Annotated in this window: 32 protein-coding genes and 1 pseudogene; 7 read left to right on the top strand and 26 right to left on the bottom strand. The window is 40.1% G+C overall.

The window, feature by feature from the left end; translation table 11 throughout:
* Window positions 1-6 precede the first annotated feature (6 nt).
* The 3 genes from MKY11_RS12025 to MKY11_RS12035 form a co-directional block, all read right to left on the bottom strand.
* A complete protein-coding gene (locus MKY11_RS12025; protein WP_342499560.1) occupies window positions 7-2,334 on the bottom strand; it encodes a DNA internalization-related competence protein ComEC/Rec2 in 2,328 nt (775 codons plus the stop codon).
* A complete protein-coding gene (locus tag MKY11_RS12030; protein WP_008342495.1) occupies window positions 2,327-2,896 on the bottom strand; it encodes a ComE operon protein 2 in 570 nt (189 codons plus the stop codon). Before MKY11_RS12030 ends, MKY11_RS12025 begins: the two co-directional genes overlap by 8 nt.
* 65 nt (window positions 2,897-2,961) lie before the next feature.
* Entirely contained in the window at window positions 2,962-3,591 is a 630-nt protein-coding gene (locus MKY11_RS12035; RefSeq protein WP_342501433.1) for a ComEA family DNA-binding protein, read from the bottom strand.
* A 90-nt stretch (window positions 3,592-3,681) separates the two neighbouring features.
* Here MKY11_RS12035 and comER point away from each other — a divergent pair, with 90 nt between their 5' ends.
* Window positions 3,682-4,530, top strand: a complete 849-nt coding sequence (gene comER, locus MKY11_RS12040) for a late competence protein ComER (RefSeq protein WP_008342498.1) — start codon at window positions 3,682-3,684, stop codon at window positions 4,528-4,530.
* 47 nt (window positions 4,531-4,577) lie between these two features.
* Here comER and MKY11_RS12045 read toward each other — a convergent pair whose 3' ends face one another.
* From MKY11_RS12045 to MKY11_RS12080, 8 genes are read right to left on the bottom strand one after another with little or no spacing between them, the layout of a single operon-like run.
* A complete protein-coding gene (locus MKY11_RS12045; protein WP_342501434.1) occupies window positions 4,578-5,321 on the bottom strand; it encodes a class I SAM-dependent methyltransferase in 744 nt (247 codons plus the stop codon).
* Window positions 5,318-5,674 carry a ribosome silencing factor gene (rsfS, locus tag MKY11_RS12050; RefSeq protein WP_342499112.1) on the bottom strand — a complete coding sequence of 119 codons (357 nt, stop codon included), beginning with the start codon at window positions 5,672-5,674 and terminating at the stop codon, window positions 5,318-5,320. The genes MKY11_RS12045 and rsfS overlap by 4 nt, the downstream gene beginning before the upstream one ends.
* A 12-nt stretch (window positions 5,675-5,686) precedes the next feature.
* Window positions 5,687-6,250: a bis(5'-nucleosyl)-tetraphosphatase (symmetrical) YqeK gene (gene yqeK, locus MKY11_RS12055; RefSeq protein ID WP_058336622.1), complete on the bottom strand. Its 564-nt coding sequence runs from the start codon at window positions 6,248-6,250 to the stop codon at window positions 5,687-5,689.
* Entirely contained in the window at window positions 6,240-6,809 is a 570-nt protein-coding gene (locus tag MKY11_RS12060) for a nicotinate-nucleotide adenylyltransferase (protein WP_160757513.1), read from the bottom strand. Before MKY11_RS12060 ends, yqeK begins: the two co-directional genes overlap by 11 nt.
* A 13-nt stretch (window positions 6,810-6,822) precedes the next feature.
* The gene (yhbY, locus tag MKY11_RS12065; RefSeq protein ID WP_008342507.1) at window positions 6,823-7,113 is read right to left on the bottom strand and encodes a ribosome assembly RNA-binding protein YhbY; all 291 of its coding nucleotides are present in this window, start codon (window positions 7,111-7,113) and stop codon (window positions 6,823-6,825) included.
* A complete protein-coding gene (aroE, locus tag MKY11_RS12070; protein ID WP_047945491.1) occupies window positions 7,107-7,949 on the bottom strand; it encodes a shikimate dehydrogenase in 843 nt (280 codons plus the stop codon). Before aroE ends, yhbY begins: the two co-directional genes overlap by 7 nt.
* Before the next feature lie 21 nt (window positions 7,950-7,970).
* Window positions 7,971-9,071: a ribosome biogenesis GTPase YqeH gene (yqeH, locus tag MKY11_RS12075; protein ID WP_007501357.1), complete on the bottom strand. Its 1,101-nt coding sequence runs from the start codon at window positions 9,069-9,071 to the stop codon at window positions 7,971-7,973.
* A gap of 2 nt (window positions 9,072-9,073) precedes the next feature.
* The gene (locus tag MKY11_RS12080; protein WP_008356191.1) at window positions 9,074-9,595 is read right to left on the bottom strand and encodes a YqeG family HAD IIIA-type phosphatase; all 522 of its coding nucleotides are present in this window, start codon (window positions 9,593-9,595) and stop codon (window positions 9,074-9,076) included.
* Window positions 9,596-9,957: 362 nt separating this feature from the next.
* Here MKY11_RS12080 and MKY11_RS12085 point away from each other — a divergent pair, with 362 nt between their 5' ends.
* A complete protein-coding gene (locus MKY11_RS12085; RefSeq protein ID WP_003217327.1) occupies window positions 9,958-10,098 on the top strand; it encodes a sporulation histidine kinase inhibitor Sda in 141 nt (46 codons plus the stop codon).
* Between the two features lie 136 nt (window positions 10,099-10,234).
* Here the strand turns inward: MKY11_RS12085 and MKY11_RS12090 are convergent, their stop codons facing one another.
* The 4 genes from MKY11_RS12090 to MKY11_RS12105 form a co-directional block, all read right to left on the bottom strand.
* Window positions 10,235-10,384 carry a hypothetical protein gene (locus MKY11_RS12090; protein WP_003217499.1) on the bottom strand — a complete coding sequence of 50 codons (150 nt, stop codon included), beginning with the start codon at window positions 10,382-10,384 and terminating at the stop codon, window positions 10,235-10,237.
* Between the two features lie 78 nt (window positions 10,385-10,462).
* Complete coding sequence (locus tag MKY11_RS12095; protein WP_169476094.1) at window positions 10,463-11,191, bottom strand: GDSL-type esterase/lipase family protein; 729 nt, start codon at window positions 11,189-11,191, stop codon at window positions 10,463-10,465.
* Between the two features lie 71 nt (window positions 11,192-11,262).
* Window positions 11,263-12,003 carry a polysaccharide deacetylase family protein gene (locus MKY11_RS12100; protein ID WP_017358034.1) on the bottom strand — a complete coding sequence of 247 codons (741 nt, stop codon included), beginning with the start codon at window positions 12,001-12,003 and terminating at the stop codon, window positions 11,263-11,265.
* A 166-nt stretch (window positions 12,004-12,169) separates the two neighbouring features.
* Window positions 12,170-13,291, bottom strand: coding sequence for a tetratricopeptide repeat protein (locus MKY11_RS12105; protein ID WP_007501361.1), 1,122 nt, complete (start codon window positions 13,289-13,291; stop codon window positions 12,170-12,172).
* 229 nt (window positions 13,292-13,520) lie between these two features.
* On the opposite strand from MKY11_RS12105, the gene sigK reads away from it, so the two are divergent.
* From sigK to MKY11_RS12125, 4 genes and pseudogenes are all read left to right on the top strand, one after another.
* Window positions 13,521-14,249 (top strand): RNA polymerase sporulation sigma factor SigK, encoded by a 729-nt coding sequence (gene sigK / locus MKY11_RS12110; protein ID WP_058014952.1) that lies wholly within the window; start codon window positions 13,521-13,523, stop codon window positions 14,247-14,249.
* A gap of 490 nt (window positions 14,250-14,739) precedes the next feature.
* Entirely contained in the window at window positions 14,740-15,399 is a 660-nt protein-coding gene (locus MKY11_RS12115; RefSeq protein WP_144532477.1) for a hypothetical protein, read from the top strand.
* A 27-nt stretch (window positions 15,400-15,426) separates the two neighbouring features.
* Window positions 15,427-15,677 (top strand): annotated as a pseudogene (locus MKY11_RS12120) (hypothetical protein); the annotation flags it as partial.
* A gap of 131 nt (window positions 15,678-15,808) precedes the next feature.
* Window positions 15,809-16,510, top strand: a complete 702-nt coding sequence (locus MKY11_RS12125) for a FadR/GntR family transcriptional regulator (RefSeq protein ID WP_008342522.1) — start codon at window positions 15,809-15,811, stop codon at window positions 16,508-16,510.
* A gap of 104 nt (window positions 16,511-16,614) precedes the next feature.
* Here MKY11_RS12125 and MKY11_RS12130 read toward each other — a convergent pair whose 3' ends face one another.
* From MKY11_RS12130 to MKY11_RS12180, 11 genes are all read right to left on the bottom strand, one after another.
* Complete coding sequence (locus MKY11_RS12130; protein WP_008342524.1) at window positions 16,615-16,761, bottom strand: GapA-binding peptide SR1P; 147 nt, start codon at window positions 16,759-16,761, stop codon at window positions 16,615-16,617.
* A gap of 128 nt (window positions 16,762-16,889) precedes the next feature.
* A complete protein-coding gene (locus MKY11_RS12135) occupies window positions 16,890-18,230 on the bottom strand; it encodes an MFS transporter (protein ID WP_024718794.1) in 1,341 nt (446 codons plus the stop codon).
* A 177-nt stretch (window positions 18,231-18,407) separates the two neighbouring features.
* Window positions 18,408-19,166, bottom strand: a complete 759-nt coding sequence (locus tag MKY11_RS12140) for an SDR family NAD(P)-dependent oxidoreductase (RefSeq protein ID WP_017358039.1) — start codon at window positions 19,164-19,166, stop codon at window positions 18,408-18,410.
* Window positions 19,167-19,182: 16 nt separating this feature from the next.
* Window positions 19,183-20,142: a transketolase C-terminal domain-containing protein gene (locus MKY11_RS12145; RefSeq protein WP_017358040.1), complete on the bottom strand. Its 960-nt coding sequence runs from the start codon at window positions 20,140-20,142 to the stop codon at window positions 19,183-19,185.
* Complete coding sequence (locus tag MKY11_RS12150; protein WP_342501435.1) at window positions 20,139-20,975, bottom strand: transketolase; 837 nt, start codon at window positions 20,973-20,975, stop codon at window positions 20,139-20,141. The genes MKY11_RS12145 and MKY11_RS12150 overlap by 4 nt, the downstream gene beginning before the upstream one ends.
* A gap of 257 nt (window positions 20,976-21,232) precedes the next feature.
* A complete protein-coding gene (locus MKY11_RS12155; protein ID WP_017358042.1) occupies window positions 21,233-21,505 on the bottom strand; it encodes a DUF3986 family protein in 273 nt (90 codons plus the stop codon).
* A gap of 30 nt (window positions 21,506-21,535) precedes the next feature.
* Window positions 21,536-21,946, bottom strand: a complete 411-nt coding sequence (locus tag MKY11_RS12160) for an Imm1 family immunity protein (protein WP_342501436.1) — start codon at window positions 21,944-21,946, stop codon at window positions 21,536-21,538.
* 20 nt (window positions 21,947-21,966) lie between these two features.
* Complete coding sequence (locus MKY11_RS12165) at window positions 21,967-22,395, bottom strand: NUDIX hydrolase (protein WP_274660617.1); 429 nt, start codon at window positions 22,393-22,395, stop codon at window positions 21,967-21,969.
* Window positions 22,396-22,953: 558 nt separating this feature from the next.
* Window positions 22,954-24,366 carry a polysaccharide deacetylase family protein gene (locus MKY11_RS12170; RefSeq protein WP_342501437.1) on the bottom strand — a complete coding sequence of 471 codons (1,413 nt, stop codon included), beginning with the start codon at window positions 24,364-24,366 and terminating at the stop codon, window positions 22,954-22,956.
* A 154-nt stretch (window positions 24,367-24,520) separates the two neighbouring features.
* Window positions 24,521-25,075, bottom strand: a complete 555-nt coding sequence (locus tag MKY11_RS12175; protein ID WP_144668576.1) for a delta-aminolevulinic acid dehydratase — start codon at window positions 25,073-25,075, stop codon at window positions 24,521-24,523.
* Window positions 25,029-25,631 carry a GNAT family N-acetyltransferase gene (locus tag MKY11_RS12180; RefSeq protein ID WP_342501438.1) on the bottom strand — a complete coding sequence of 201 codons (603 nt, stop codon included), beginning with the start codon at window positions 25,629-25,631 and terminating at the stop codon, window positions 25,029-25,031. Before MKY11_RS12180 ends, MKY11_RS12175 begins: the two co-directional genes overlap by 47 nt.
* A gap of 287 nt (window positions 25,632-25,918) precedes the next feature.
* On the opposite strand from MKY11_RS12180, the gene MKY11_RS12185 reads away from it, so the two are divergent.
* Window positions 25,919-26,245 (top strand): uberolysin/carnocyclin family circular bacteriocin, encoded by a 327-nt coding sequence (locus tag MKY11_RS12185; protein WP_017358050.1) that lies wholly within the window; start codon window positions 25,919-25,921, stop codon window positions 26,243-26,245.
* Window positions 26,246-26,326: the final 81 nt, after the last annotated feature.

Here is a 26,326-nt window from a genome sequence, read left to right on the forward strand (position 1 = left end):
GTTTTTTTATTGATTTTGTAAGATATCATATGGAGGATGAGCGTAAAATGTTCCATCCTCTTCAAGAAATTCATAGGTCACACTTCCATTGATATCTGTACGATACACCTTTGTTTGATGCTCATTTAATTTTTTCAAAACTTCTTGATGAGGATGGTGATACCGATTTCGTTCACCTGCTGAAATCAGTGCATATGACGGGTTCAAATGCTGAAGCCATTCTTCACTTGTTGATCCTTTACTCCCGTGATGCCCAACCTTCAAGACATCCGCTCGTAGCTTGGGGTAAGCTTGAATGATGTCTCGTTCCCCTTCTTGTTCAAGATCCCCAGTCAGCATAAAACGCTTGCCGCCAAGCGTAAAGGTGAGGACCAGTGAATCATTATTTTTACTCGTCACCTGGTCACGTGCGGGATGCAGAACGTCGAATTTTTGTCCTCCAATTCTCAGCTGATCTCCTCTTTCCAACTCATCTACAGGAATCCGTTGATCAGCCGCTTCCTTTAAAAGCTGCGCATCCTCTGGATTTCGAGCAAAGCCTTTTGGGATTGCAACGCGTTTGACTTTATTTCGCTTTATTAACCGCATCGCTTCTCCCATATGATCTTGATCTGCATGGGTAAGGATGAGGACATCAAGTTTTGCTATGCCTTTAGAATGCAGAAATGGAATAAGCGTTTGATCCCCAATTGTAGATACTTTACGTCTTTTTTTCCATGGCTCTTCTTCAAAAGAAAGTCTGCCTCCTGTATCGACTAATATATGCCCAGTTCGATAAGGTAGCTGAATAAACAAACTATCCCCTTGTCCTACATCTAACATTGTGACCTCTCCTCTTTGAAGAAAATTCGGCGTGAAATAGTGTACAGCCAGCACACAAACGAGAATCAAAATAGGCACAAGATAAGATTTGATAGAAGTTTTACATTCCATCACAATGAATAGAAAAACAATGGAGGAAACCTCTAGGAGCACATGCCACCATGTCGATTTCATAAAAATGAGAGTAAGACTATCGTAAGCAGCCATGTGTGCAGACAATTGATGACTAAACTGGATCACCCAATCAAGCAGCTGAAACAGTGTTTGTCCAAGCGGAAGATAAATGATAGATAAAAGAAAAAAGAATAAGGACAGAGGCAGGACAACCATTGTATAAAAAGGAACAAACATCATATTTAAAGGAACACTCAGCAAGGAAAATTGCTGAAAATAATATAAAAGAACAGGAAGCGAAGCAAGCTGTGCAATCAAGGAAATGAGGAATAACTGCATCACCGAACTTTTTGCTTTTGATAAAATACTAGTGGATAGCAAAATAAATAAGGTCACCACAAATGACAGTTGAAAACCGACATCAAATATATAAAGTGGTTGAATGGCTAATAAAAGCAAGAACGCTGCACTTAACACGACCGCAGAAGGCTGTTTCATTTCTTTTGGCAGGCTTGTGATGACTAAATAAATTCCAGCCATGAGACAGGCTCTTAACACAGACGGTGCAGCACCTGTTAAACAAGCATAAACCGGCAAAAAGGATAATAAAAGAATACGTGCTGTCTCTCTTGTCACGCCAGCGCGGAGTAGACACCAAAATAGACAAGCGAGCAATGTTTGAACATGAAGTCCTGAAATGGCTAATAAATGAATGATGCCAAGCATTTGATAATCTCTTAATGTATCAGGGTCTATTAAATCACGATCGCCAAAAATAAGTGCCTGCACAATCCCAACAGAACTCTTCGGAACGTGATCTTCTAGAAATTTCAACCCCTTCTGCCTAATAGATGAAAGGTAATGTGAAGGGCTGTCATGTTTCGTGCAGCTTTTCATAGACTGCGTTAGGAAAATAGCATCAATGCCTTTTGTTTTTAGAAATTGATCATATTGAAAGCCATTCGGTATGGTTGCATGTTTGGGCAACCGCATCTCACCTGTCATATGACAGCTCATACCTGGCCCAACATCTTTTAGCGCTTCTTTTTCACGCTCCGTTTGAATCGTATAAAATGCCGCTAGTCGACGATTCTCTGATGAAACAGTCGCTGAAAAGCGATTGCCATCTATTTTCGGAATCGTTTCAATCACAACCGAATGAGAAAATGATTTTTCTTGTACGGGATGATCCGTTTCAAAAGACTGATGCACCATAAAAATGAGCATATAGATCGTTCCACACAAACTGACCATTAGAAAGAGCTGGGGTGTTTTTTTCAGCAAACTGAAAAGAAGACATACAAGAAGAAAAAGGAGAAAATACAAATGAAGATGATATGCGGCCAGAGCAATTCCAACAGCTGCTGAAATCGCCCCGAACGGCAAATACTTAAACATAGGAAGTAAATAATTGATTCGCCTTTTCATGCATTTGACGAATTTCTGTTTCGCTACGTCCTGATTCACTTAGTTTGCCTATTAAATCCGCAACAAAGGCTAATTTTTCTTGGTTTTTTAAGTCAATAATCATCTCATCTAGTTCAACCTGTTCTGTTTGAACTCCGGCCTGTTCAAATAAATCAACAGCATATGGATGATTTTTATAATCCTTCGCATAATACACTGTTCGAATACCTGCTTGAATAATCGCTTTACAGCACTGCAAGCAAGGAAAATGCGTCACATATATTTCAGCATCAGCCGTTGGTGCACCAAATTTGGCACATTGTAAAATAGCGTTCATCTCCGCATGGATTGTACGAACGCAGTGATGATCTATGACATAGCACCCTACATCTGCACAATGCACGTCGCCGGCAATGGATCCATTATATCCACCTGCGATGATGCGCTTGTCTCTTACGATCGTTGCCCCAACAGCTAACCGCTCACAGGTGCTTCGCAAAGCAAGCAGATGGCTTTGAGCCATAAAATATTGATTCCATGAAATTCTCTCCACGAGCTGATCCCTCCAGAATGATGTATGGTATTAAGTTTACATGCCTTTCTTCTATACCGTCAATTCTACTTAACCGTCAGTTGATTTTTCAGCCGTTCAATGGTCTTCTCTCCAAAACCCGAAATATTCCGCAAATCTTCAATTTGCTGAAATACTCCATGTTCTTCTCTATACGCAATGATGGCTTCCGCTTTGGCTGGGCCTATTCCGTTAATGGTCTGCAATTCCGCTGCATCAGCTTGATTGACATTCACCCCTTGACTCTGTTCATTTCCCGGCGGCGTATTAGCCGCTGCTGTTTGTCCCTGCTTGTCACCTTCCCCCTTCTTTCGTACATAAATCATCATACTGTCCTCTAATTTTGCTGCTTGATTGATGTCAACTGTATCTGCCTTACTCGTAAAACCACCTGCTCTTTTAATCGCTTCTTCAACTCTGTCCTCAGCCATAAATGCATAAACGCCCGGCTTCCGTACAGCTCCTTTGACCTCTACTACGATGGATGTTGGCTCTTTTTCTGCACTCTCTTGTTTTTCTTCTAATGTGACCCGCGTTTCATGTTGTTCTTTCAATACACTTGGCTCGGCGCCGCCTTTCTCTTTTCCTACTAAAAAGCAGAAACAGATGATGATAAGGATGATGATTCCCGCTATCAGATAAAGACGGTATTTTTTCAACGAATTGAGCTGCTTCACTTGTTCACGCTTCTTTCAATCATATTTTCACGCTGCTTCACATAGTGTTTAGAAGATAACAGATCCTATGCGTCTAAGGAGGGAGAACGTTTGAATATAGGGTTAATCGGTACAGGAAACATGGGTACCATACTTACTGAGGCATTTATTGAATCAAAAGCAGTCAATCCCTCATCCATCACCATTACAAATCGGACCATCGAAAAAGCGTTCAATATAAAAAAGAATCACCCAGAGGTCGAAGTGACGAAACAGCTTTCAGGAGCTGTAACGGATAAAGATTTCATCTTTGTTTGTGTCAAACCACTTGATATTTATCCGCTTTTAAAAGAGCTGAGCCCACTTTTAAAAGAACAGCAAACCATTGTCATCATTACAAGTCCGGTTCATCCTGAACAGCTTCAAGACATTGTTCCTTGTCAAACAGCCAGACTGATCCCAAGCATCACCAACCGCGCATTATCAGGCGCATCACTTTTAACATTTGGTTCTTCATGCAATGTCACGACAAAAGCAGCGCTCAGACAACTCGCTTCCCGCATTTCAACACCAATAGAAATTCATCATTCAATCACACGGGCAGCCTCAGATATTGTCAGCTGCGGTCCTGCCTTTATTAGCTTTCTTGTTCAGAAAATGATTGAAGCCGCTGTTGAAGAAACGGATATTTCAAAAGAAGAAGCCACCACCTTATCAGAAGATATGCTTGTAGGACTTGGCCGTTTGATTGAAAAAAGGGTGTATACCCTGCCGACACTGCAAGAGAAGGTGTGTGTAAAAGGCGGCGTCACCGGCGAGGGCATTAAAGCACTTGAAGCAGGTGTTCAAGATATGTTCCATCAGCTTTTCCAGAACACTCATGACAAGTTCGATGAGGATGTAGAAGCGGTTGCGCATCAATACCCACCGAGTGTGTTTACTGATGATCTCAGAAATTAAACATGTTCGCAACAAGCGAAAAAAGGGTTTTAAAAAACCATCGTCCATTAAACGATGGTTTTTGGTTTCTTCGCTGAAATAAAATATCTTTCTGCACATTCCTGAGGTGCTTCATTTGTAAAATCAGCGGTCACTTCAATCTGTTCAAAGCCAGCGGACTCAAGGAACGCTGCATAAGTTTCAAAAGGAAATGTACGTTGTTCGTGCGTTTCATCATAACGCTCATACACGTCTCCGTCTTTTACAAAAAAGCTTAAATCATGAATAACCGAATATGGGTCATCCCCTTTATCACTCTGCCAAATGTAGCTGATTTCTTCATCTTGATCGGCATAAGTAGAGCCAGGAAATACCTCTTCCATTTTATAAGGGGTATGAACATCAAACAATAAAACCCCACCTGTCTCTAAAAGCTGAAACATGTTTTTAAAGGTTTTTTTGACGTCATTTTCGTTTTTTAGATAATTCAAAGAATCACAGCAAATAACCGCTGCTTGAATAGTTTGTTCAAACCCCTCAAGCTCTCTCATATCTTGATGTAAAAATTGAATAGACTGCTTATGAGCCTGTGCTTTTTGCTGCGCAAATGCCAGCATCTCTTCACTTAGGTCAATTCCTGTGACCATGTGGCCTTTTGCAGCTAACCGAAGAGAGATTTCTCCAGTTCCACAACCAACATCGATAATGGCACTATTTGGCTTGATATACCGCTGTATCCACTGAACCCATTCATCATAAGGAGCATGTGTCATGAGCTCATCATACACACCTGCAAACCCTTGATAAATCATGAGTTAATGCCAAGCGAAAGTGTTTCTCTCGGCGCATCTCCCCAAAGCTTCTCTAAGTTATAGTATCCTCTTTCCTCTTTGTGGAACACATGAGCAATGACATCTCCTAGATCAATCAAGACCCATCTTGCTTCGTCGAAGCCTTCCATCTTTTTAACTTCGATGCCGCCTTCTTCTGCAAGTTGTTTCACTTCTCTTGCAATGGCCTGTACTTGTTTGTCAGAATTCCCGTGACAAATGAGAAAATAATCTGCAACAAGTGAGATCCCTTGCATATTCAGGGCGATAATGTCCTCTGCCCGTTTATCATCGCACGCTCCTGCTGCGATGTTTAAAATTGATGATGCATCCATCAAAATTCCTCCTTAGTTGTTCTTTTGCACAAGTGAGTTATAAGTAGCAAGTGTATCTGGGAAAACTGGCTGATTCTTTTTCATTAAAAAGCTGACGGTGTTTTTTAAAGATTGAATCAAGGCAAGGTCCAAATCCTGCTCTGCTAACTCTCTTACTTCCTCCACACCAGGAAAATGGCGTCCTGGCTCTATATAGTCGGCGACATAAATAACTTTTTCAAGCAATGTCATGTTCGGTCTGCCGGATGTATGGAATTCAATGGCTGTTAAAATATCTTGGTCGTCAATTCCAACTTCTTTTTTGACCAAATAGGCACCAACTGGGGCATGCCAAAGCTCAGATGAATATTTAAGCAATAGAGGGTTCATCTGTTCTTGCTGGATGATGCCCTTCATTTCTTCTTTCGGTCTAAATTTAGCATAATCGTGGAAAATAGCCGCGACCTCTGCTTTTTTCACATCTGCACCAAAACGTTCAGCTAATGAAATGGCCGTCTCCATTACCCCAATTGTATGTGTATATCTATGCTCTGTTAACTGCTGTTTGACACAGTTTAAAGCTTCTTCACGATTCATATAAATGATGCTCCTTTATATAACACTCAACCGCTTTCGGAATCAAATAATCAACAGGTTGCCCCTGCTTCATTCGCTGCCTAATCAATGTCGATGATACATCAAAAGCCGGAACATCTGCAAACAAAAGAGGATACGCCGTATTTCCTTCATAACCTGGTCTTTTCATCCCAATAAAGGTGATCATCTGAAGCAAATCATCGATTCTGTGCCATTTCGGCAAATACTCGACCATGTCCGCTCCAATCATAAAAAAGAACTCATCTTCAGGATGGCGCTTCTTTAACAGCTCAACCGTATCTACTGTATAAGATGGGCCCTCCCGCTCCATTTCAATAAGCTCAACTCGAAAATGAGGATTTGTCTGAATCGCTTTTTCCACCATTTTTACGCGGTGATGACTCTCTGCTCGTTTTCGGTCCGTTTTATGAGGGGGCTGGTGATTTGGGATAAACCAAATTTCATCAAGCCCTACTTGGAAACGCACCTCACTTGCCATCAGCAAATGCCCATTATGCGGGGGATCAAACGTACCGCCGAACAATCCTATTTTTTTCATATCATATCCACCTTTACGGCAGCTTAATTTGTTTATTTTCCTTTGATTCCTTATAAAGGACAATCACATTTCCGATCGTTTGAACGAGTTCAGCTTTTGCACCTTTTACAAGTGCTTTTGCAACCTCTGTTTTGTCCTCGTCGCAGTTTTGCAATACGCTAACTTTCAAAAGTTCTCTTGCTTCAAGCGCCTCGGAAATTTGCTTGACCATATTGTCATTTACCCCGCCTTTTCCAACTTGAAAAATAGGTGATAAATGATGTGCTTGCGCACGTAAAAAACGTTTTTGCTTACCTTTTAACATGGTGTTCCTCCTAATTTCTCTATGACAATTGACTTCATTTTTCGGGCGTCAGGTGTAATGCCAGTCCACAGTTCAAAGGCTCTTACCGCCTGACCAACAAACATGCCGACGCCATCGACTGTTTTCAAACCTAACCCGGCTGCTTCGCTTAGCAGCTTTGTTTCTATTGGATTATACACAATATCACAAACGACCGCTGTTTTTTTTGCGTTCGCTAAAGAAATGGGTGTTTCTTCAACATTCGGATACATACCAATCGAGGTCGTATGGATGATGACATCATATTCCCCAAGCCGCTCTTCTGCTGTATTTAATGCAATGGCACGAGAGGTGATTTTCCCATCGGCACTTTCAATTAAAGCCTCAGCTTTTTCAATGGTGCGGTTGGCGATATCAAATTGTTTCGGTGCATACTCAGCAATTGTCGTGTAAATTGCTCTTGCTGCTCCACCAGCACCAAGCAGGAGAAATGACAGCTCTGATAACGGCTGATCCAACGCTTCAAGCAATGAATGAAGAAAACCCTCTCCATCTGTATTGTACCCAACGAGCTGACCATTTTCGAGGCGAACCGTATTGACGGCACGCAGGCGTTCAGCTGTCACATCAATTTTGTCAAGGTACTGCATGATGTCTACCTTGTGCGGAACAGTGACGTTAAAGCCGCTGATTCCTAAGGCTTTCATACCGTTAATGGCATCTTTCAGGTCGTTTTCTTCTACTTGAAAGCCATGATAATGTCCATCAATTCCAGCATCCTTTAATGCTGCATTATGAATATCTGGAGACATTGAATGGCCAACAGGGTTACCGATTACTCCGTATAAAGGTTTCAAGGTCTCTCCCCCTCTGAACATTTAAATTAACGAACGTCTCATAAACACGTGCACACCTTTTGGCGCATACACTTTGATTTGTTTCCCAGCATCATTCGCCGTCACCCAGCCTAATCCTGAAAAGACAATGTCCATTTTTGGCTGATCGATGGTGAAAGTGTGCGGAACGAGCGGCGGGAAATCTTCCATTCCCTCTTTTGATGGCGGTGAAAGCAGTTCACCTGCATGCTTTTCATATAAGTCATCTGCATTCTCCATCTTTGTCCTGTGAATGTTGAGTTCATTTGGCATATAGCAGACAAAGGATGTTCTGCCGCCTTTTACATAATCAAATCGAGCCAGTCCGCCAAAGTAAAGCGTTTGAGCTTCATTTAACTGGAACGTTCTCGGTTTCAATTCTTTTTTCGGCGTTAAAATCTTTAAGTCATTTTTGCCGACATAGTGCGCCATTTGATGGCGGTTGATGATCCCCGGTGTATCGAATAAAGCAGACCCGTCATCAAGCGGGATTTCAATCGCATCAAGTGTTGTCCCTGGGTATTGGGATGTGGTGATCACATTCTCTTCTCCAGACACCTCTTTGATAATGCGGTTAATAAATGTTGATTTCCCAACATTTGTACAGCCGACAACATAGACATTTCTGCCCTCACGGTAATGATCAATGGCCTCCATAACTTCAGGCACACCTTGTCCTCTGCTCGCACTGATTAAAAACACATCAATCGGATTGAGCCCATTTTCTTTTGCTTCCCGCTTCATCCATTGAACAAGACGGTCTTTTTTCACGGATTTCGGTAAAATATCTACCTTGTTGCCGACAAGTAAAATGGGATTACCACCAACAATACGGCTCAGTCCATTAATCCAGCTTCCGTTAAAGTCAAAAATATCAACGACCTTGACGATCAGAGAATCAGTCTCGCCAATGCTGTGTAAAATATTTAAAAAGTCGTCTTCTGTTAAAGATACATCCTGAATTTCATTGTAGTTCTTTAACCTAAAACAGCGCTGACAGATCACATCTTCTTTCAATAGAGATGCTGCCGGCGCATATCCTAATTGATCTTTATCTTCCGTCTGAATGGCTACACCGCAGCCAATACAAACAACCTTTTCCATTATTACTCTTCCTCCCACTGAATGTGGCCCTTACGCTTTAAGGCTCCTAAAATTCTACGTTCAATCTGCCTGTTAAACTTCGTGAAAAATCCGTCCGATGCCGCAACAGGTACAACCAAAATGGTATGGAAGCCATGCCTGTTTCCGCCAAGCACATCTGTCATAAGCTGATCGCCAATGACAACCACATCTTCTTTCTTCAATTGCATATCAGCGACGGCCTTATTAAAGGCTCTTCCCATCGGTTTTCTCGCTTTATAAATAAACGGGATATGAACAGGCTCAGAAAAAAGCTTGACCCTTTTTTCATTATTGTTCGATACAATCGTCACCTGTATCCCGTGATCTTTCATCTCTTGAAACCATTCAATTAAACGCGGGGTCGCACTTGGACGATCCCATTCTACTAGTGTGTTATCTAAATCCGTAATAATTCCTTTTACATTTCGTTCTTTTAGTTTTTGCGGCGAAATGTGGAAAATACTTTTCACAAATTCATCCGGTAAGAAATACTTCTTTAGCACAATTTGCACCCTTTCTTCCATTGGTTTTTCAGCGATTGTGTCGAATCAAATCACAATTTGTCTGTCTATCGAATACAATGAAAAAGTTTTCGACATATGATGAGGACCTTCAACAGGTGTGGATAATTTTACACACATTATCCACCTATATTTCATCACGCTTTCATTCAATTATAAACACTCTACCCACAAGTTATCCACTTAACCATGTGGATAACAGAACGATTGTTCTTGTTTCCCATTCATGGTAGATTAAAGGTACTTCAAAGACATTCGATCAACCTATGATGATATGTCTTTTCCTCAAGTTTTATGCCAACTTTTTCAGGGGAGGTGTTTTTCCCATCATATGGGTTTCTAGTATGAAAAAGCTGTCAGATGATTTACTTATAGAATCGTATTATAAAGCAAATGAAATGAACTTAAATCGCGACTTCATTGAATTAATTGAGACAGAAATGAAAAGACGTTCGCTCGGGCATATGCTCTCTGTTTCCTCTTAATTCCATATATCCAGGAACCATGCCTCCCGAGCACTCTCCTTTTTTAAACTCAGGTGACTGATATTATATCACTTGCGCTATAGGCTTACTACTATTTTCCGTAAAAAACACCCCTTCTGATCAAAGAAGAGGTGTCTTATTTGCAAGGCTGTTCATTCCAAAACCATAACCCTCCACCTACGACCAAAATGACGACAAGGAACACAACAAGAAAAGCGTAACCGATTCCTGCTCCTTGAGCTGGATAAGGCGAACACGCAGGGTAAGGATAAGGACATCCCCACATATCAGTTACCTCCTTCTAGGAAGATATACTGTTAGAATATGCAAGGTGGATCGTCTTGTTTAGGCTGATGGCCTGCATTTAAAAATGTTTAATGACATCACGCTCTTTGATTTCGTTATAAATGATTCTTGCCCCTTTTGGTGTCATATGATTGCCAGAAGGGTCAATGAGGCCAGACTGAATCAAGGCGTTGTCACTATCTTCACCCGCTTCTCGGATGAACGCTTTCCAATTGTCGACAAGCGGCACTTGCTGTTTTTCAGCTACTTGTCTTGTGATGTCATTGTATGAGTTTTGCCAAGCTCTCGCCCCGCCTCTCTCAGCAAAATAAGATGACTTATATCTAGAATAATAATACAAGCCCTTTTTGCCTCCTTCCACCACAGGCACGCACGTCATGAGGATCGGGGTAATTCCCTCTTTCCTACTTTCAGAAATGAAGTAGGATAAGTTTTCTTTAAATCGTTTTTTGGTCACACGGGGATGTTTCCCGTCTAGAATCGCCGCATCATTTGTACCGAACATGATGAGGACGTAAGTTGGTTTTTGTTTTAAAATATCCTGCTCAAAGCGCAGCTTCGCATCTTCTGTTGTCTGCCCGCCAATCCCGGCATTCTGTACCTTGATTTGGCCACGCTCGACGTTTTTCATGAGATTCACCCATTTTTCAGATGTTGGATAATCTCGAAAATCCCAGTTCGATCCTCTTGTGTTACTGTCACCAAATGCAATCACGCTTTCCTGCACTGGTTTTGAGCACCCAGCCGCAACACATAACAGGATGAAAAGGAAAACAAATTTCTTCACAACATTCACCTCCAAAAGCCCTCTTCATATAGTAAACGACAAGACTTTTGGTTTCAATGAATGACTGTTTCTTATTGTAATTGAACCGGCAGATAATCTCTGTCATGGTGCAGTAGTTCGCTTACTTTCACAAACTCATAGCCCCTTTTCTTTAGTTCAGGTACGACTTGCTTCAGCGCTTCTACTGTCTGCTTACGATTTCCTCCGCCATCATGTAAAAGGATGATATCACCGCCCTGAATATTCTCAATAATACGGCTGGCAATTTTGTGTGCACCTGGCCTAGACCAGTCCTTCGGATCTTGCGTAAAGGACCACATCACGACATCGTATCCTTGCTTTGAAAGAATGCGGAATGACTTCATCGTCAAGCGCCCGCCCGGGGGACGAAATAATAAGGGTCCGCCAGGCTGGAGAGAAGCGATATGAGCCGCTGATTCTTTTAATTCTTGCTTGATTTCTTTCGATGACAAAAGGTCAAAATACGTATGGTTCATCGTGTGATTGCCAAGCTCATTTCCTTCGCTCACAATCCGCTCTGCGAGCAGGGGATATGCATGAATACGGCTTCCGATGACAAAAAAGCTGGCATTCACTTCATGCTCTCTCAGTACATCTAGTATTTGATTTGTGTATACCGGATGAGGTCCATCATCAAAGGTTAACGCAATCTTTTTCCGTTCCTCTCTCATGTCCCAAAAGGCTCGTCCCGTTTTTTCTAGGTCGATTCTTTTTAATGTACGCGCCTCTATGTTACCAGGAACAAAAGCGCATATTACCAATATACATAACAAGATATGCAACCCTTTCATCAGACCGCCTCCACAGAACATCATTACACATTAAATTGCCCGCTTTCTGATGAATTCATTCAAGTTTCGTGATCGTCTACGCTTCTTTTTCACATAAAAAAAGCCGGCCCATCAGGCCCGCTTTTTGTCTCACGTTTGGTTTCTCTCTTCAACTGTCGAACGTTGCTTAGAATTCATACAGACACTCTCCTTCTTGGATTTGATTTTGAGCCCATAGCAATTTTTGATAATACTGGTTGGACTTCTGGTATTGTTGAGAGGTTTCTAAGGCTGTCGCAATTTCTAGTGAGATATCCTCTATATAAGAGTATAGGCTAAGTTTTTCCAAATAATCAATGGTTTTTTGCAGTTGTTCTTCATTGATTTCCTGAACATATAAAGCATCCAGATACTCAAACATATGACAGAACAGCTGGTCTTCATGCTTCTTTGCGGCCAATTTCCCATCCTCTAATATGCGCCTTGCTTCAGTCTGCTCATTTTGTCTAAAAAGTAGCTTGGCCAGTGTATAAAGTGTATGAGGCAGCGTGGGAAGCAGCTCTTTTTTGGCGAGGTCAGCCGATTCGGTTAAATATCGTTCTGCTTCTTCTCGATAACCTAACTCCCCGTAACATTTCCCTAAATTATAGAGTGCTGAGCTATAAATGCGCGGGTGGTCAATTTCGGATGCGAGTTGTTTCGCCTTTTTCAAGTGAGGCAGTGCTCGATCTTTACGTTTTAAATCTTGATAATTTCCCGAGATGACAAAGAGGCACTGAATAATGCGAATGGAATATGCATCATGCTGATCGTATATTTCAAGCGCTTTTAAAATATGGTGCATGGAGACATGCGTTTGTTTCATTATATAGTAGGCTTCTGCTACTTTAAAATGAAACTCGGCCTGCTCAATATCATCAAATACCATAGACAGCTGTTTTTCTGCCATGCGATAATATTTGACGGCCTCCAAATATTCTTTTTGACTAAACTCATGCATGCCACGAAAAAATGCATGGTAATAATGCAGCATATCAGATAACTCATGATTGGAATTTTCGATTTTATCGACAAGGTTAGATACTGAGAAAGGTTGATATTTTGAAGGGTGTATATAGTCGAGCATAATTTGGTGCCGAAAACACATGAGCTGATAATAAATCAGTAAATGCTGGTCCTCTTCCATACGTTCAATTTCTGCTTCTACTTCCGCTTTCAAGATTTCCGCATCTGGAACACTGAACTGCCGTATCATTCGATACCATTCATTAATTTTCATACCGACATGTGAAGAAAGAACCTTCCCCATGTTCCGAAAAAACCCCTTCCTTTTCGGTCTAATATTACATATTTTAGCACGCTTCTAGACCGCCAAGCACCGCAAAGAAACCGCAAACATATGAGAGGGGCAGCAAAAACATACGCATAAGCACGTTTCTTTCGAAAAAGATGATTTTTTCATCGTACAGACACAGACAATCCTTCCTTCACATACATTTGAGGATATAGGCAGCGACCTAAACATGGTGGAGGTGAAAATCGTGGCAGGAGTATTTACAGCGATGGGATTGATGGTCAAAGAATTGGTGTTTTTAGTGTCCTATGTCAAAAACAATGCCTTTCCACAACCCCTTTCGGGAGATGATGAGAAAAAATACTTAGCCCTCATGGCAGAGGGCGATGAACACGCAAGAAACATGCTGATTGAACATAACCTTCGGCTCGTCGCCCATATTGTCAAGAAATTTGAAAATACCGGGGAAGACGCTGAAGACCTCATCTCCATCGGGACGATCGGACTCATTAAAGCCATCGAAAGCTATTCCTCTGGAAAAGGAACAAAGCTGGCAACATATGCGGCGCGGTGTATCGAGAACGAAATCCTCATGCATTTACGCGCGCTCAAAAAAACAAAAAAAGACGTCTCTCTGCATGACCCCATCGGTCAGGATAAAGAAGGCAACGAAATTTCATTAATTGACGTCTTAAAATCAGAAAATGAAGACGTGATTGATACCATTCAGCTCAACATGGAGCTTGAAAAAGTAAAAGAGTATATCGACATTCTCGACGGCCGGGAAAAAGAAGTCATCGTCGGCCGGTTCGGTTTGGACTTAAAGAAAGAGAAAACGCAGCGGGAAATAGCCAAAGAGCTCGGCATATCAAGGAGTTATGTGTCCCGGATTGAGAAACGCGCGCTGATGAAGATGTTTCATGAGTTTTACCGGGCAGAGAAGGAGAAACGGAAGCGGGAGAAGGGGAAGTGAAAATGAACTTCCCCTAACTTCTAACAAAAACAGACCTTATTAGGTCTGTTTTTTATTTCGGCACTAAGCTACTGTCTCGCTGCATTTCTTTTGATAATAGCTGCCGCCTTAGCCCTCAAGAACAATGGCAAGATTTTGGTGATGAATTTTGGGTCATGCACTTAGACATGAAGGAAATCAACTGATTACACCCCACTGTTTAGAGAATTGTGGAAAATGAAGGACAAACGGTTTGCATATAAGTTTTGTATTTCAACTTTTATGTTTAGAAAAATAATAGCTATTCAGACTTATAATAATTTCACAAATGAAATATCAGCACTTTTTAATGTTACATACGAATTCACCACCGAACGTTTCGTGACTTTAAACCCATGCTATAAGTCATGAATTATTTTGTCTAATTTTGTCGAAAATCATCACTTCAACATTTTTTGTATTATAATGTTTCCTGTATTACTAAAATATGTATATAGAAGGGTGTAGACAAATGAAAAAAGCTAAACTAATTTTATTCTTATGCTTTATGGCAGTTCTAACTGCTTGTGGTAACACTAACAGCTCAACTGAGCCGGCAAAAAAAGAAGAAACGAGTAAAGAGGCTTCAAAAGAATCAACACAAAAAGAGAATAAACCAACATCAGGACTTCTAACCGAAATTGGCCAATGGGATAAAGATAAAAATGGTTCAACACTAACTTTGAAAAAGATAAATAACAAACAAAAAGAAATAGATTTAAGTCCTATTAAGATGAAAATACACGATGTTAAAGTATTTGAATACAGTAATTTAGGTGAACAAGATAAAGAGCTTCTTTCTTATAATAATTTTGAAAAAGATAAATACCATAGAATACAAATCACTTATACGACTGAAAACACTTCCGATAAAGATGTTTTGTTTTCTGGTGTTGATATTATTACCACTAATACAAAGAAACAAATTGAAGTCTATAAGACTAATTTGACTACGGATACAGGTGTTGGTTCTTTGTATGGTAAAGTCGAAAATGAAGGTATGGTTGTAGTTCCTTTACTGGTAGATGATGTTTCGGATTTGAGTTCAATCACACTTCACTTAAGTGATGTTTATCTAAATGACGAACCTGAATTATTGCATGATGGGGCAAAAGTTAAATTCGATTTTTAAATTCTGCACCCCCCTTTTGACTTTAATAATGAAATCCTGATGCATTTACGCGCACTTAAAAAACAAAAAAAGACGTCTCTCTGCATGACCCCATCGGTCAGGATAAAGAAGGCAACGAAATTTCATTAATTGCCTTCTTACCATCTGAAAATGAAGATGTGACTGATACCATTCAGCTCTACATGACCGGTCCGGTTTGAAGTTAAAGAAAGAGAAGGCGAATTGAGCAGGGAATTTTAATAGAAAACATTTTGCAACAGAACAGGCCTTATAAGGTCTGTTTTTATTTGTTTAGGCTCTTACCATTTATGGATTATCTTTTAATTTTAAATATGGTTTTTGTATATTTTTTTGCCCTTCAAATCTGAAAAGTATATAATTAATATACTTGTATGACAAATAAAGAGGGGTGATTTCTATTACATTCAATCCTGTTTCCAATAAAAAATTATACATACAAATTTATAATCAGATCCTTTCTGAAATACAGTTAGGCTCTTTTCAAATAGGAGATAAACTTCCTTCAGAAAGGGAATTATGCGAACAATTTGGTGTCAGCCGCGCACCTGTTAGACAAGCCCTCAGTGCACTGGAAATGAATGGTATTATTTATTCACGTCAAGGAGAAGGTGTTTTCGTTAAGAGTACGACCATACACAATGAAGGGTCCATCTCTATGAAATCAGCATCACCTGAGGATATCGTGGAAGCTAGAATGCATATCGAGCCTTTAATTATTCATTTTGCGGCTTTGAGAGCGACTGACGAAGATATTTTAGAACTGAAACAAACCATCAAAAAGATGGAAGAAGAAACACATTCAGGTGTATACGTCCCGGCAACTGACGAGCAGCTACATATGGGAATTGCAAAAGCGTCACATAATGATTTATTCATTACCTTTATGTCTTCCATTACGAACGCTATGAAGCAGCAGGAAATGTGGAGGTTTATACGTGATCGAACCGTTACCCGTTCTGACTATCGTGAGGTCAACTTTCAGGAGCATAAACTGATTATAGAAGCACTCGAAGAACGGAACGCAGCAGAAGCTGTGAAACGTATGACTGCCCACATGCAAAACCTATATGATCGATATTGGAAAAGCTAGGATCTTCCACTTCCAAATACGATATGAGAAGCTTCTTTTTATTTAATCGAAAAATAAGACGCATACAACAAGTAGAAGCCTTGCTGTTATGCGTCTTTGTCTTTTTAAGTTCGTTTATTTTCCGATGCTCGGCACCCTTCGCATATTCCGTATAAGACTTTAACCCCTTCAGAGCCATAAGCGATGTCAATGATTTCTCCACACTCCCGGCAAACGATCGTATTTTGTGGTACATTTGTCTCTTTTTCCATGAAAATTTCAGCTCCAATCGTTTTATCCTCATGTATTGTCTCGTTTTCTTTCAGAACTTCTCCTGACAGCTAAATCACCACAATATTTCCCCTTACTACTTCCATCATAGTTTTTTTATGACCCTCGTTTAAATAGACTTTTCTATACTGGATTTTTCTGTACTTGCTTTTACAACTAGTGCTTTTCCTGACTGTTTAACTAAAAACACAATAATAAAAGAAGCCAGTATCATACTAATACCTAAAAAAATCATACTGATGTGAAAAGAACCTGTGACATCCTTAATGTACCCGACTATATATGGCCCAAAGAAACCGCCAAGATTGCCAATACTGTTGATTAGTGCGATCGCTCCACCGGCGGCTGCTCCTGTTAGAAAAGAAGGGGGAATGGCCCAAAATGGAGAATAAGCACCAAAGGCTCCGCACAAGGCAATGGTTAAAAACACAAAGGATAAGATCACACTGGAATTTGCTATATAACTGCTAATGATCATGGCCATCGCACTGACAGTTAAGCAGGCAGATACATGCCATCGCCTCTCGTTTTTCTTGTCAGAATGATTCCCGACCAGCACCATTACAATGATAGCGACGGTATACATGAAACCTAACAGCCAGCCCATTCCCTGCGTACTTAAGGAAATGGTGTCAGATAATCCTTTAGAGATTGTCGGCAAAAACATATTGATGCCGTAAAACCCAACCATCCAGCAGAAATAGCCTGCCGATAAAATGAGTACATCTCGATCTTTTAAAGCTTGAGTGAATGTATATCGCTTGACCTGTTCTTTCTCAAGCTTTTCTTTTGTTGTGACATGAATCAGCCACTCTTTTTCATCTTGATTCAGCCATTTTACATCTTCAAGTTTGTCATCCAAATAAAAGAATGCAATTACTCCAAGAATGAGTGCTGGAATCGCTTCTAAAATAAACAGCCACTGCCATCCAGACATATCCAGCCAATCAACACCTAATAGAAATGTAGAAAGTGGTGCACCTAGGGCATTCGCTCCCGGAATCGCCAGCATAAATCCAGCAATGGCTTTGGCATGATGTTTGGTTTGATAAAAACCGCTCAAATAAAACACCATACATGGATAAAAGCTAGCTTCTGCCGCACCCAATAAGAAACGTGCTGTATAAAACTGCCATGGTTCTTGAACAAAAGCCATTAAAATCGCAATAATTGCCCATGTCACCATAATTCGGCTGATCCATTTACTCGCACCGATCTTTGCCATAATGGCACTTCCCGGAACTTCTAATAAAAAATACCCTAAAAAGAATATTCCAGCCCCAAGTCCAAATACAGCATTTGAAAATCCCAAATCTTCATTCATTTGAAGAGCAGCAAATCCAATATTCACACGATCTAAAATAGCGATAACAAAACATAAGGATAAAAATGGGATAAGGCGAAGTGTAACTTTACGAGTCGTCGACTTTTCTAATGCTTGTTGATTCAACATGATTCCCCCTTCAAGTTGCTTTGTCCAACTGCGTGAAGATATCTAAATGGCATGACACATTTTTATTAAGCGCTTACAAAATATCATTTCATCAATCATTTTGACTGTGACTCTACTTCCTTTTTATTTAAAATAGAGTCAGGCATGTTCATGTGCCTGCTCCATTTCTTTCTACTAGTCCATATGTGAACCACCATTGATATCGATTTCTTCTCCTGTAATGTAGGATGCTTCTTTAGTAGCCAAAAATGTAATAGCGGCTGCGATTTCTTTCGTTTCACCTGGTCGGCCAAGTGGTATATTATCAATTACTTTTTCGGCTTCATCGATAGGAAGTGACTTCCAAATATCCGTATTCACAAGGCCTGGTGTCACACAATTCACTGTGATACCATCTTTCCCTACTTCACGGGCAAGGTTTTTAGAAAAACCTAATACTGCTGCTTTGGAAGCTGAGTAATGTGCTCCTCCAAATACGCCTCCTCCCCTTTTAGCCGATACAGAAGACAGGTTGATAATACGCCCATATTGCTGCTTGATCATTGGTTCTAGCACGGCTTGTGTACACAAGAACAAACCAAACATATTTACATTAAATACTCTTGTCATATCTTCAAGTGTCATGTTCTGAACGGTTACTTTTTGAGAAATACCTGCATTATTCACCAATATGTCAATGCGGCCAAACGCCTCAAGCGTTACAGCCACCATTTGATCAATTGATTCCTTATTTGTTACATTTACTACTACGCCTAACGCTTTTCCTCCGGCTTTTTGAATGGCTTCTACTGTGAAGCGAATCCCTTCTTCATTGATATCTGCTACCACGACAGCAGCACCCTGTTTAGCAAGTGTTAGAGCGATTGTCCGGCCAATTCCTTTTTCAGAACCGCTCCCTGTTACAATAGCTACTTGATTGTTTAATGTAAACATTGTAAATAACCTACTTTCAAATGTGATTGTTCAGCATGTCTTTTGCTGTATTTATGATGTTTTCGATTGTTATTCCATTTATTTCTAAAAGTTTTTCGTAAGGTGCAGATTCTCCAAAACGGTCTTGCACTCCGATCCGTTTGACTTTTCCTCGACCTTCTTCTGCTGCTACTTCACATACAGCACTGCCTAATCCGTTCAAAATGTTATGATCCTCTACAGTGATCATACGTCCAATATCGAGACACTCCACAACCGCCTCTCGATCTAGAGGTTTGATCGTATGCATATCTAAAAGTGATGCTTCAATCCCTTGTTCTTCTAGTTTTTTAACCGCTTCCAAAGCAAGATATACTGTATCACCATTTGCAATGATCGCAATATCTTTGCCAGACCTTAATTTTTTGGCTTTTCCAATCACGAACTCCTCATGTTCATCATAAATCATTGGCACAGCATCTCGGGTAAAGCGCAAATACATGGGGCCATACGTATTCGCTGCCTCTTTGATCAATTTTCTCGTCGAATAGTAATCAGAGCCCATGATGACCGTCATGTTGGGAAATGTTCTTAAAACGCCCATATCTTCTATCGCTTGATGACTTCCACCGTCATTTCCCGGTGTCAATCCTCCGTGCGAGCAGGCAATCTTTACATTCAAATTCGGATAGCATATTTCTTGACGGATTTGCTCTGCCATGCGCAGCGAGCCAAAAACTGCGTAAGTGCTTACAAATGGAATTTTTCCAGTTGTCGCAAGACCAGCTGCCAGCCCGGCACCATTTTGTTCGGCAATTCCAACGTTCACATGCTGATTGGGAAGCTGTTTTATGAATTCTCCTGTTTTGCATGATTTTCCGATATCAATATCAATCACGTAAATATGTTGATTCTCTTTTCCTAACTTAACAATTTCATCACCGAAGGCTTCACGTGTCGCTTTTTTCTTAATGACCGCTTTTTCAGTTTGGCTCATGATCTCAAACCTCCTGCTAATTCTTCTAATGCCTGTTCATACTCTTTCTCATTTGGCGCAACACCGTGCCATGAGCAGATATTTTCCATGTAGGAAACGCCTTTGCCTTTAATCGTGTCTGCTACAATACATTTCGGCTTTCCATTTTTCATGTTTTTCACTTGATTCAATGTTTCGACTATCTCTTCCATCGAATGTCCGTCAATTCGCTTTGTTTCAAACCCGAATACTTCAAACTTCATTTCTATGTCTTGCAGCGGCATGATTTCCTCGCAGAAACCATCAATTTGCAGACGGTTATTGTCAACAAAAACAATTAAATTATCAAGACGATATTTGACTGCGGTTTGAACCGCTTCCCAAATTTGTCCTTCTTGACATTCGCCATCGCCTACCATCGCAAATACCCGATAATCTTTTTCATCCCGTTTACCCGCAAGCGCCATACCAACCCCACAAGAAAGTCCTTGGCCTAATGAACCTGTTGAAATATCAATTCCAGGGCATTTCTTCATATCAGGATGACCTTGGAACGGTGAACCGTACTGTCTCAATTTGTATACGTTTTCAAAAGGGACATAACCTTTTAGCGCTAAGGCAGCATATTGAATAGGTGCAACATGGCCTTTCGATAAAACAAAACGATCTCGATCTTCCCAGTTAGGATTTTGGGGATCGATATTCATCACTTTGAAATAAAGGGCCGTGATGATATCAGCAGCTGATAAAGAGCCGCCAGGATGCCCCGATTGCGCTTCATAAATCATCGTAATCGCCGTTTGTCTAAGTTCAATCGCTTTTGCTTTTAAATTCGCCAAACTTACATCTTTCACTGGATCACCTCATTTTATTATTTGAAATCCAATCTTATATTCTTAGTTACTTGTTCACTTGTATGACAAGTGATTTATGAGAACACTATACAATTCTTGCAAGCATTTGTCTATCTATTTTTTGAATTTTTAAACAATCAATGCAGATTTGTATTAGATGCTCTTTAGATTACATAGAGCAAAATTTTATAAAATCAGTATCCAACATAAAAAACATCACTCGTCATTTTCATTGAGTGATGTTTCACATTCTGTATTTATCTCACTACCCCGTTTTCTTTTAAAAAACGCTCAAACAGCTGATTTCCTTCACCTTCAATTTTGTCATCTTCAATAGAATACTCGCCAATCAACAGCCCTAAATCTTCATATTTTTCATAATGCTTTAAAAGCGTTATCCCATACCATGTATGATCAAAGAATAATTGCCACTTTCCTGTTTCTAAACTCTTAAAAAACACTCCTTCAACATCAAGACCCTGTTCGTAATAGCCAACATGTACATGCATGGTATCATCTAAACGACACATTTTATTCTCCTTCTCGTTCCCCGTAAGAATTTATAGATCTTGCTGAAATTCAATCGTCCTCAACTCCACCCATTCAACACTATCAGGTATCGATTTTGTTTTTAGAAAATGTTGAACGATTTCATAAGCTTGATGTCGATCGACGTAGCTGCATGAAGGTACATACAATGGTGCGCCTGCAACGACATGCTTGATCGTTTCTATCTTCTCTACTTTTTTAAAAGGAACCAAAAAATCCGGATATCTCATGAGAAAAAAGCCATAAGGTTCATGATAAAAGAAAACAAGACTTTCCGTTTCCCATTCTTCGTCCACTTCAATAGAAGATTCTCCATTCCCTTGTTTCCAATAGTCTTCACCCTTATGGAAGAAGATTTCTTTCATCCATTCTTCTCCTGGATTTTCCACTGGAGCACCGGTTGGTCCATAATACAAAAACATTCCATTCTCTCCTTATTCATTTATTGATCCCTTGTTCTCTTTCCTTCAAATGTGTAAAATCCACACGTCTGTTTATTTAATTTTAGCATGCTGAATAACTGTGGATTTAATTTTTCAGCATCCTGGATGCTTACCCATTTTACTTCTTCAATATCATGATCAGGATCTAGAATATTCATCTCTCCCCCGATGATTTCCCCAAAAAACGTAAAAATAAGTGCATGATGCATGTTATCTTGAAAAAGTATTTCTCTAACAGAATGAAGTTCATTTACTTTGATCACATATCCTGTTTCTTCTCTCACCTCACGGATCACAGCTTGCTGCAGATGTTCTCCTTTTTCCACTGCACCACCGGGAAACTCCCAATAACCTTTCACATTTTTCACCATGAGAATATGTTCATCCATGTCATAAATCAAAGCTGACACCACGTCTACTCTCTTCAACTGAATCCTCCTCACCCATTGTCGAAAATATAAAACGAGCTGTTCATATCAATCTTTTCTCATTATACTGTATCCTTGTTACGAAAGATTGGAGGGCTTAGCTCGTGGATTATTATGCTCTTATTGATTGTCCAAATCAGATTTACGAGGAACATCGTCTCTCTTTTGAGACAATTCAAGGAGTCAAACGAGAAAATCATTGAAAAACAGACAAGTAAAAAACCTCCTTCATTTAGCGGGAGGTTTGTTTATTTGATTCTCTTTCAATTGTTTCTCATCGTATAACAAATATCTGATCCGCTGTAGATAATGGAGCGCAATATGACCGAGACAGAACATAAGCCCGATCATTGAAAGTATATAGATGGGCAGCATCAAACGAGGTACATTGTTTATGACAAAAGCCAAACCAACCACTGTCAGCATAACGAGACTTATAAATCTTATCAATACCACTTGAAGTCCCCCTTCATATTCACCATAACAGATTTTCCCTTTTTTTTCATGACCTGCCTAAAAAAAGATGCGAATCCGCTAAGATTCACACCAAAAGGGGTATTACCTATTCGACTCACTTCTCTTCTCACGCGCTTCCTTCCACTGCTCAAGCTCAGATACCGTTAATAATTGATATCCTTGTTTGGTGAGTTCTTTGATAATCGTGACGGCTGCGTTGGCTGAGGTGTCATAGATGTCGTGCATTAAGACCGTTTCACCGCTAGATGCATGGGCTAGAATGTAGTTCGCGACGTATTGGCTATTTCGATATTTCCAGTCTTCAGGATCCACATCCCAAAGGGTCACTTTCATGTGAAGAGCTTCGTTGATTTGTCCATTTGTCCCGCCATATGGTGGTCTAAAATGAGTCGGTGTGAACCCGCTCGCTTTTTCAATGATTTGCTGCGTGTCTTCTACTTGTTTGACCGCTTGTTTTAAAGGAAGTCTTGTGAGCAAAGGGTGGTTATAGGAATGGTTTCCAATTTCATTTCCACCCTTTCTAATTTCACCTAGCATATCGGGATAATACTGAACCCTGCTGCCTAATACAAAAAATGTGGCATGTCCTTTGTTCTCTTTTAATGCTGTTAAAATTTTTGAGGTCGTTGATGGATTGGGCCCATCATCAAATGTGAGTGCAATGGCTTTTTGATTCGGATGAAATGTGGATGTTTTCGGCAGTTTCACAATCTTTCTTGTTGGAATCGGTTCTTTTTTCTCGTTTTTGTTCATTTCTTTCTTAATATATTCAGGTTTTAATATTCCTTTCAGCAGTGTTTTCTTAATCGCTAACACTTGAGAGCCTTGATGATTTGGAGCGATTTGTCCTCTTGGAAAGTAGAATTCGATATAGCGATCTTTGATGGCAAAATACTGATAGTTCTTCGCCGCAGGAGACGTTCCCTGTTTGAGCAGCGGCTGATTTTCAGCTAGCGTTCGATCTTTTTTTAATTCCTCAAAAGTCATATGAGATAATTTTTGAAGATTGTCCTTCTTTGATAGAAAAATATCGTTGATTGATAAAAATGTCTGTTTCTTGAAATCAAAGTTCATCACCTTCGTTTGATTGACGCCTTGCTTTCCGCCCTTCACTTCATATGTATTGAATTTGATTGCGACTGTTTGCTTGGCATAATGAATGATCTCATAATCGATGTTTAGTTCGTATCGTTTCTCTTCATTGACATCACTCGCTTGACTAAATGATGTTTTAAACCTTTCTAACGCGGTCTCTGCAAATCTTTTGATCTCCTGATCTAGTTTTTCTTGATGAAACAGCGGATAGTTGACAGCATATCTCATGAATTTCCCGTCATTCACAAGTGTGACAATTTCAACTTGTTTGTAGCTCGCATCTTGTTCTACTTTTTTTCTCTCTGTCCCGCTTGCCTGCTGGTTATGATAAAACGCAGCGATTCCGATGACGATTGCAAGTCCACATAGGACGAGGCTGATCTTCCCTTTCGTTGGCACAATGATTCTCCTCTCGTGATGCCGTCCTGTCTAAATGGCGTGTGTTTGTAGGATAGACTTTTCTCAGCCCCGTTTTAGTTTGCAAAAAACACATTTGTCACATTTTCGACATATTTTACGAGAGACATATAAAAAGGGCTTGATCGCTCAGCCCTTATTTTTGCATATACAGTTGGAATAACTTTGTTTCTTCATCAATAGAGCGTGCCTGGTCAAAAGCTGCTCTGACTGTCTTTGAGTTGTTCACCAGCTCATACAGCATGGTGAGAACAAAAATAAATGACGCATTTCCATCAATGTAGTCATCGGGCGCTGTATAGGATATCGCCCCTGTTTCTAAAAAAGCTTCTGCCACCTTTTTTTCGCCTAGTGTACAGCCTGTACACATAATGTGGACTCCATTTAACGAAGCATACCGCTTTATGTCATCCGCACCAAAAGCAGCACCTCTCGGCTCACCCTCTTCGTATACATCTTCTCCTAACTCCGGCATGAGAAACGCTCCTTCTTCTCCGTGAAAGGATAAAAGAATGAAATCCGTCTCGCCTCTATTCCTCCCGGATAATACATCAATCAGGTCATTCGGTCTGCCTATCCAATGCATATCGACTTTTGCGCCAAAGTTTTCAAGTGCTGCACGAAGCGCAAAGGATTCCAGCTCACTATTTGGTCCGGCTGCCAATGTGATGCGCATGACTGGCTGGCTCATTTATATCCCCTCCAAACGATGATAAACATAGCACCATTTTTTCCTCATCTACATAAGCACCATTTATTTTTAGTGCTTTTTCCTCTACCGCATACGACTTAAATCCAACAGACATGTAAAGATGTTTAGCTTGGTCATTAGTTGTGACCACTGTTAAATATATTTGTTCGATGTCTTTTTTTTCGCGTGCAAAAGAAAGAACTTTTGTCAGGAGTGCCTTCCCCATTCCTTTTCCGCGTCCATTAGCCGTTACATACATCGCTGCCACATTGGCACGGTGCTTTAATTTCTGCAAGGTTTCTTGTATGAGTGTAACCGAGCCGACCAGCTGACCTTGATGAAAGGCACCGAATGTCCACATAGATTGTGTAGAGGCAAAACGAGCCTTATATTTATTCTTCGTATCTAGCTTCTCTTCCTCGTAACTCATAGCAAAACTCTCTGGATTTAATCGGAGTGCTTCTAATCTCAAGTTCGCATATTCTTGAGCATCTTCTGGTGTTAACAATCGAATATTCAGAAAATCGCCTCCATCAGAATGAATTGATACTTCCAATTTTATCTTGAAAAGAGATTTTGATCAAAGAATATTGGTTCATTTACATATAACACATTTCTTATAGACTTTTAGGCTCTCTTTCGTTTTTGTGAAAACAAGGTCATTTTGATCATGTTCACTCGATATTTCCTATCCAAAACGATTCTTTTCTCACTTATCTTTTCACTTTTTTTATATTAACCTATAACTAATTCATAAAAAAAAGAAAAAAAAGGATTGATATGAACAAAAACATATCATAAGATAGAATAGTAATAAAAAGACAAAAAAGGGAGGAATTTGATATGACAGAAACAAGAAATGAAATCAAACTACATGTTCTTTTTGGTGCTTTAGCAGTAGGATTCCTTATGCTAGCTCTTTTTTCCTTCTCGCTACAAGTACTGCCAGTTGCTGATCTAGCAAAAGAATTTGGTATTCCAGGCAGTGTTGCCGCTGTAGTTCTTAATGTGGTTGAAGCGGGTGGAGCTGTCACTACAATTGTCTCCATTTTAACTGCTGTAGGTTCAGGCGGTCTTTCTCTTATTGCTGCGGCTGGTAAAGAGACAATTCGTCAATACCTTAAAAACGAAATTAAGAAAAAAGGCCGTAAAGCCGTTATCGCTTGGTAATTTATTTAACGACTCAATAGAAGGAGACTCTGTTCTCCTTCTATTTAAATTTTTGTGCAGGTGAGAAGATGTTATATCCAT

It is taken from the genome of Bacillus sp. FSL W7-1085, assembly GCF_038595035.1.
In the GTDB taxonomy this organism is placed as follows: domain Bacteria; phylum Bacillota; class Bacilli; order Bacillales; family Bacillaceae; genus Bacillus; species Bacillus altitudinis.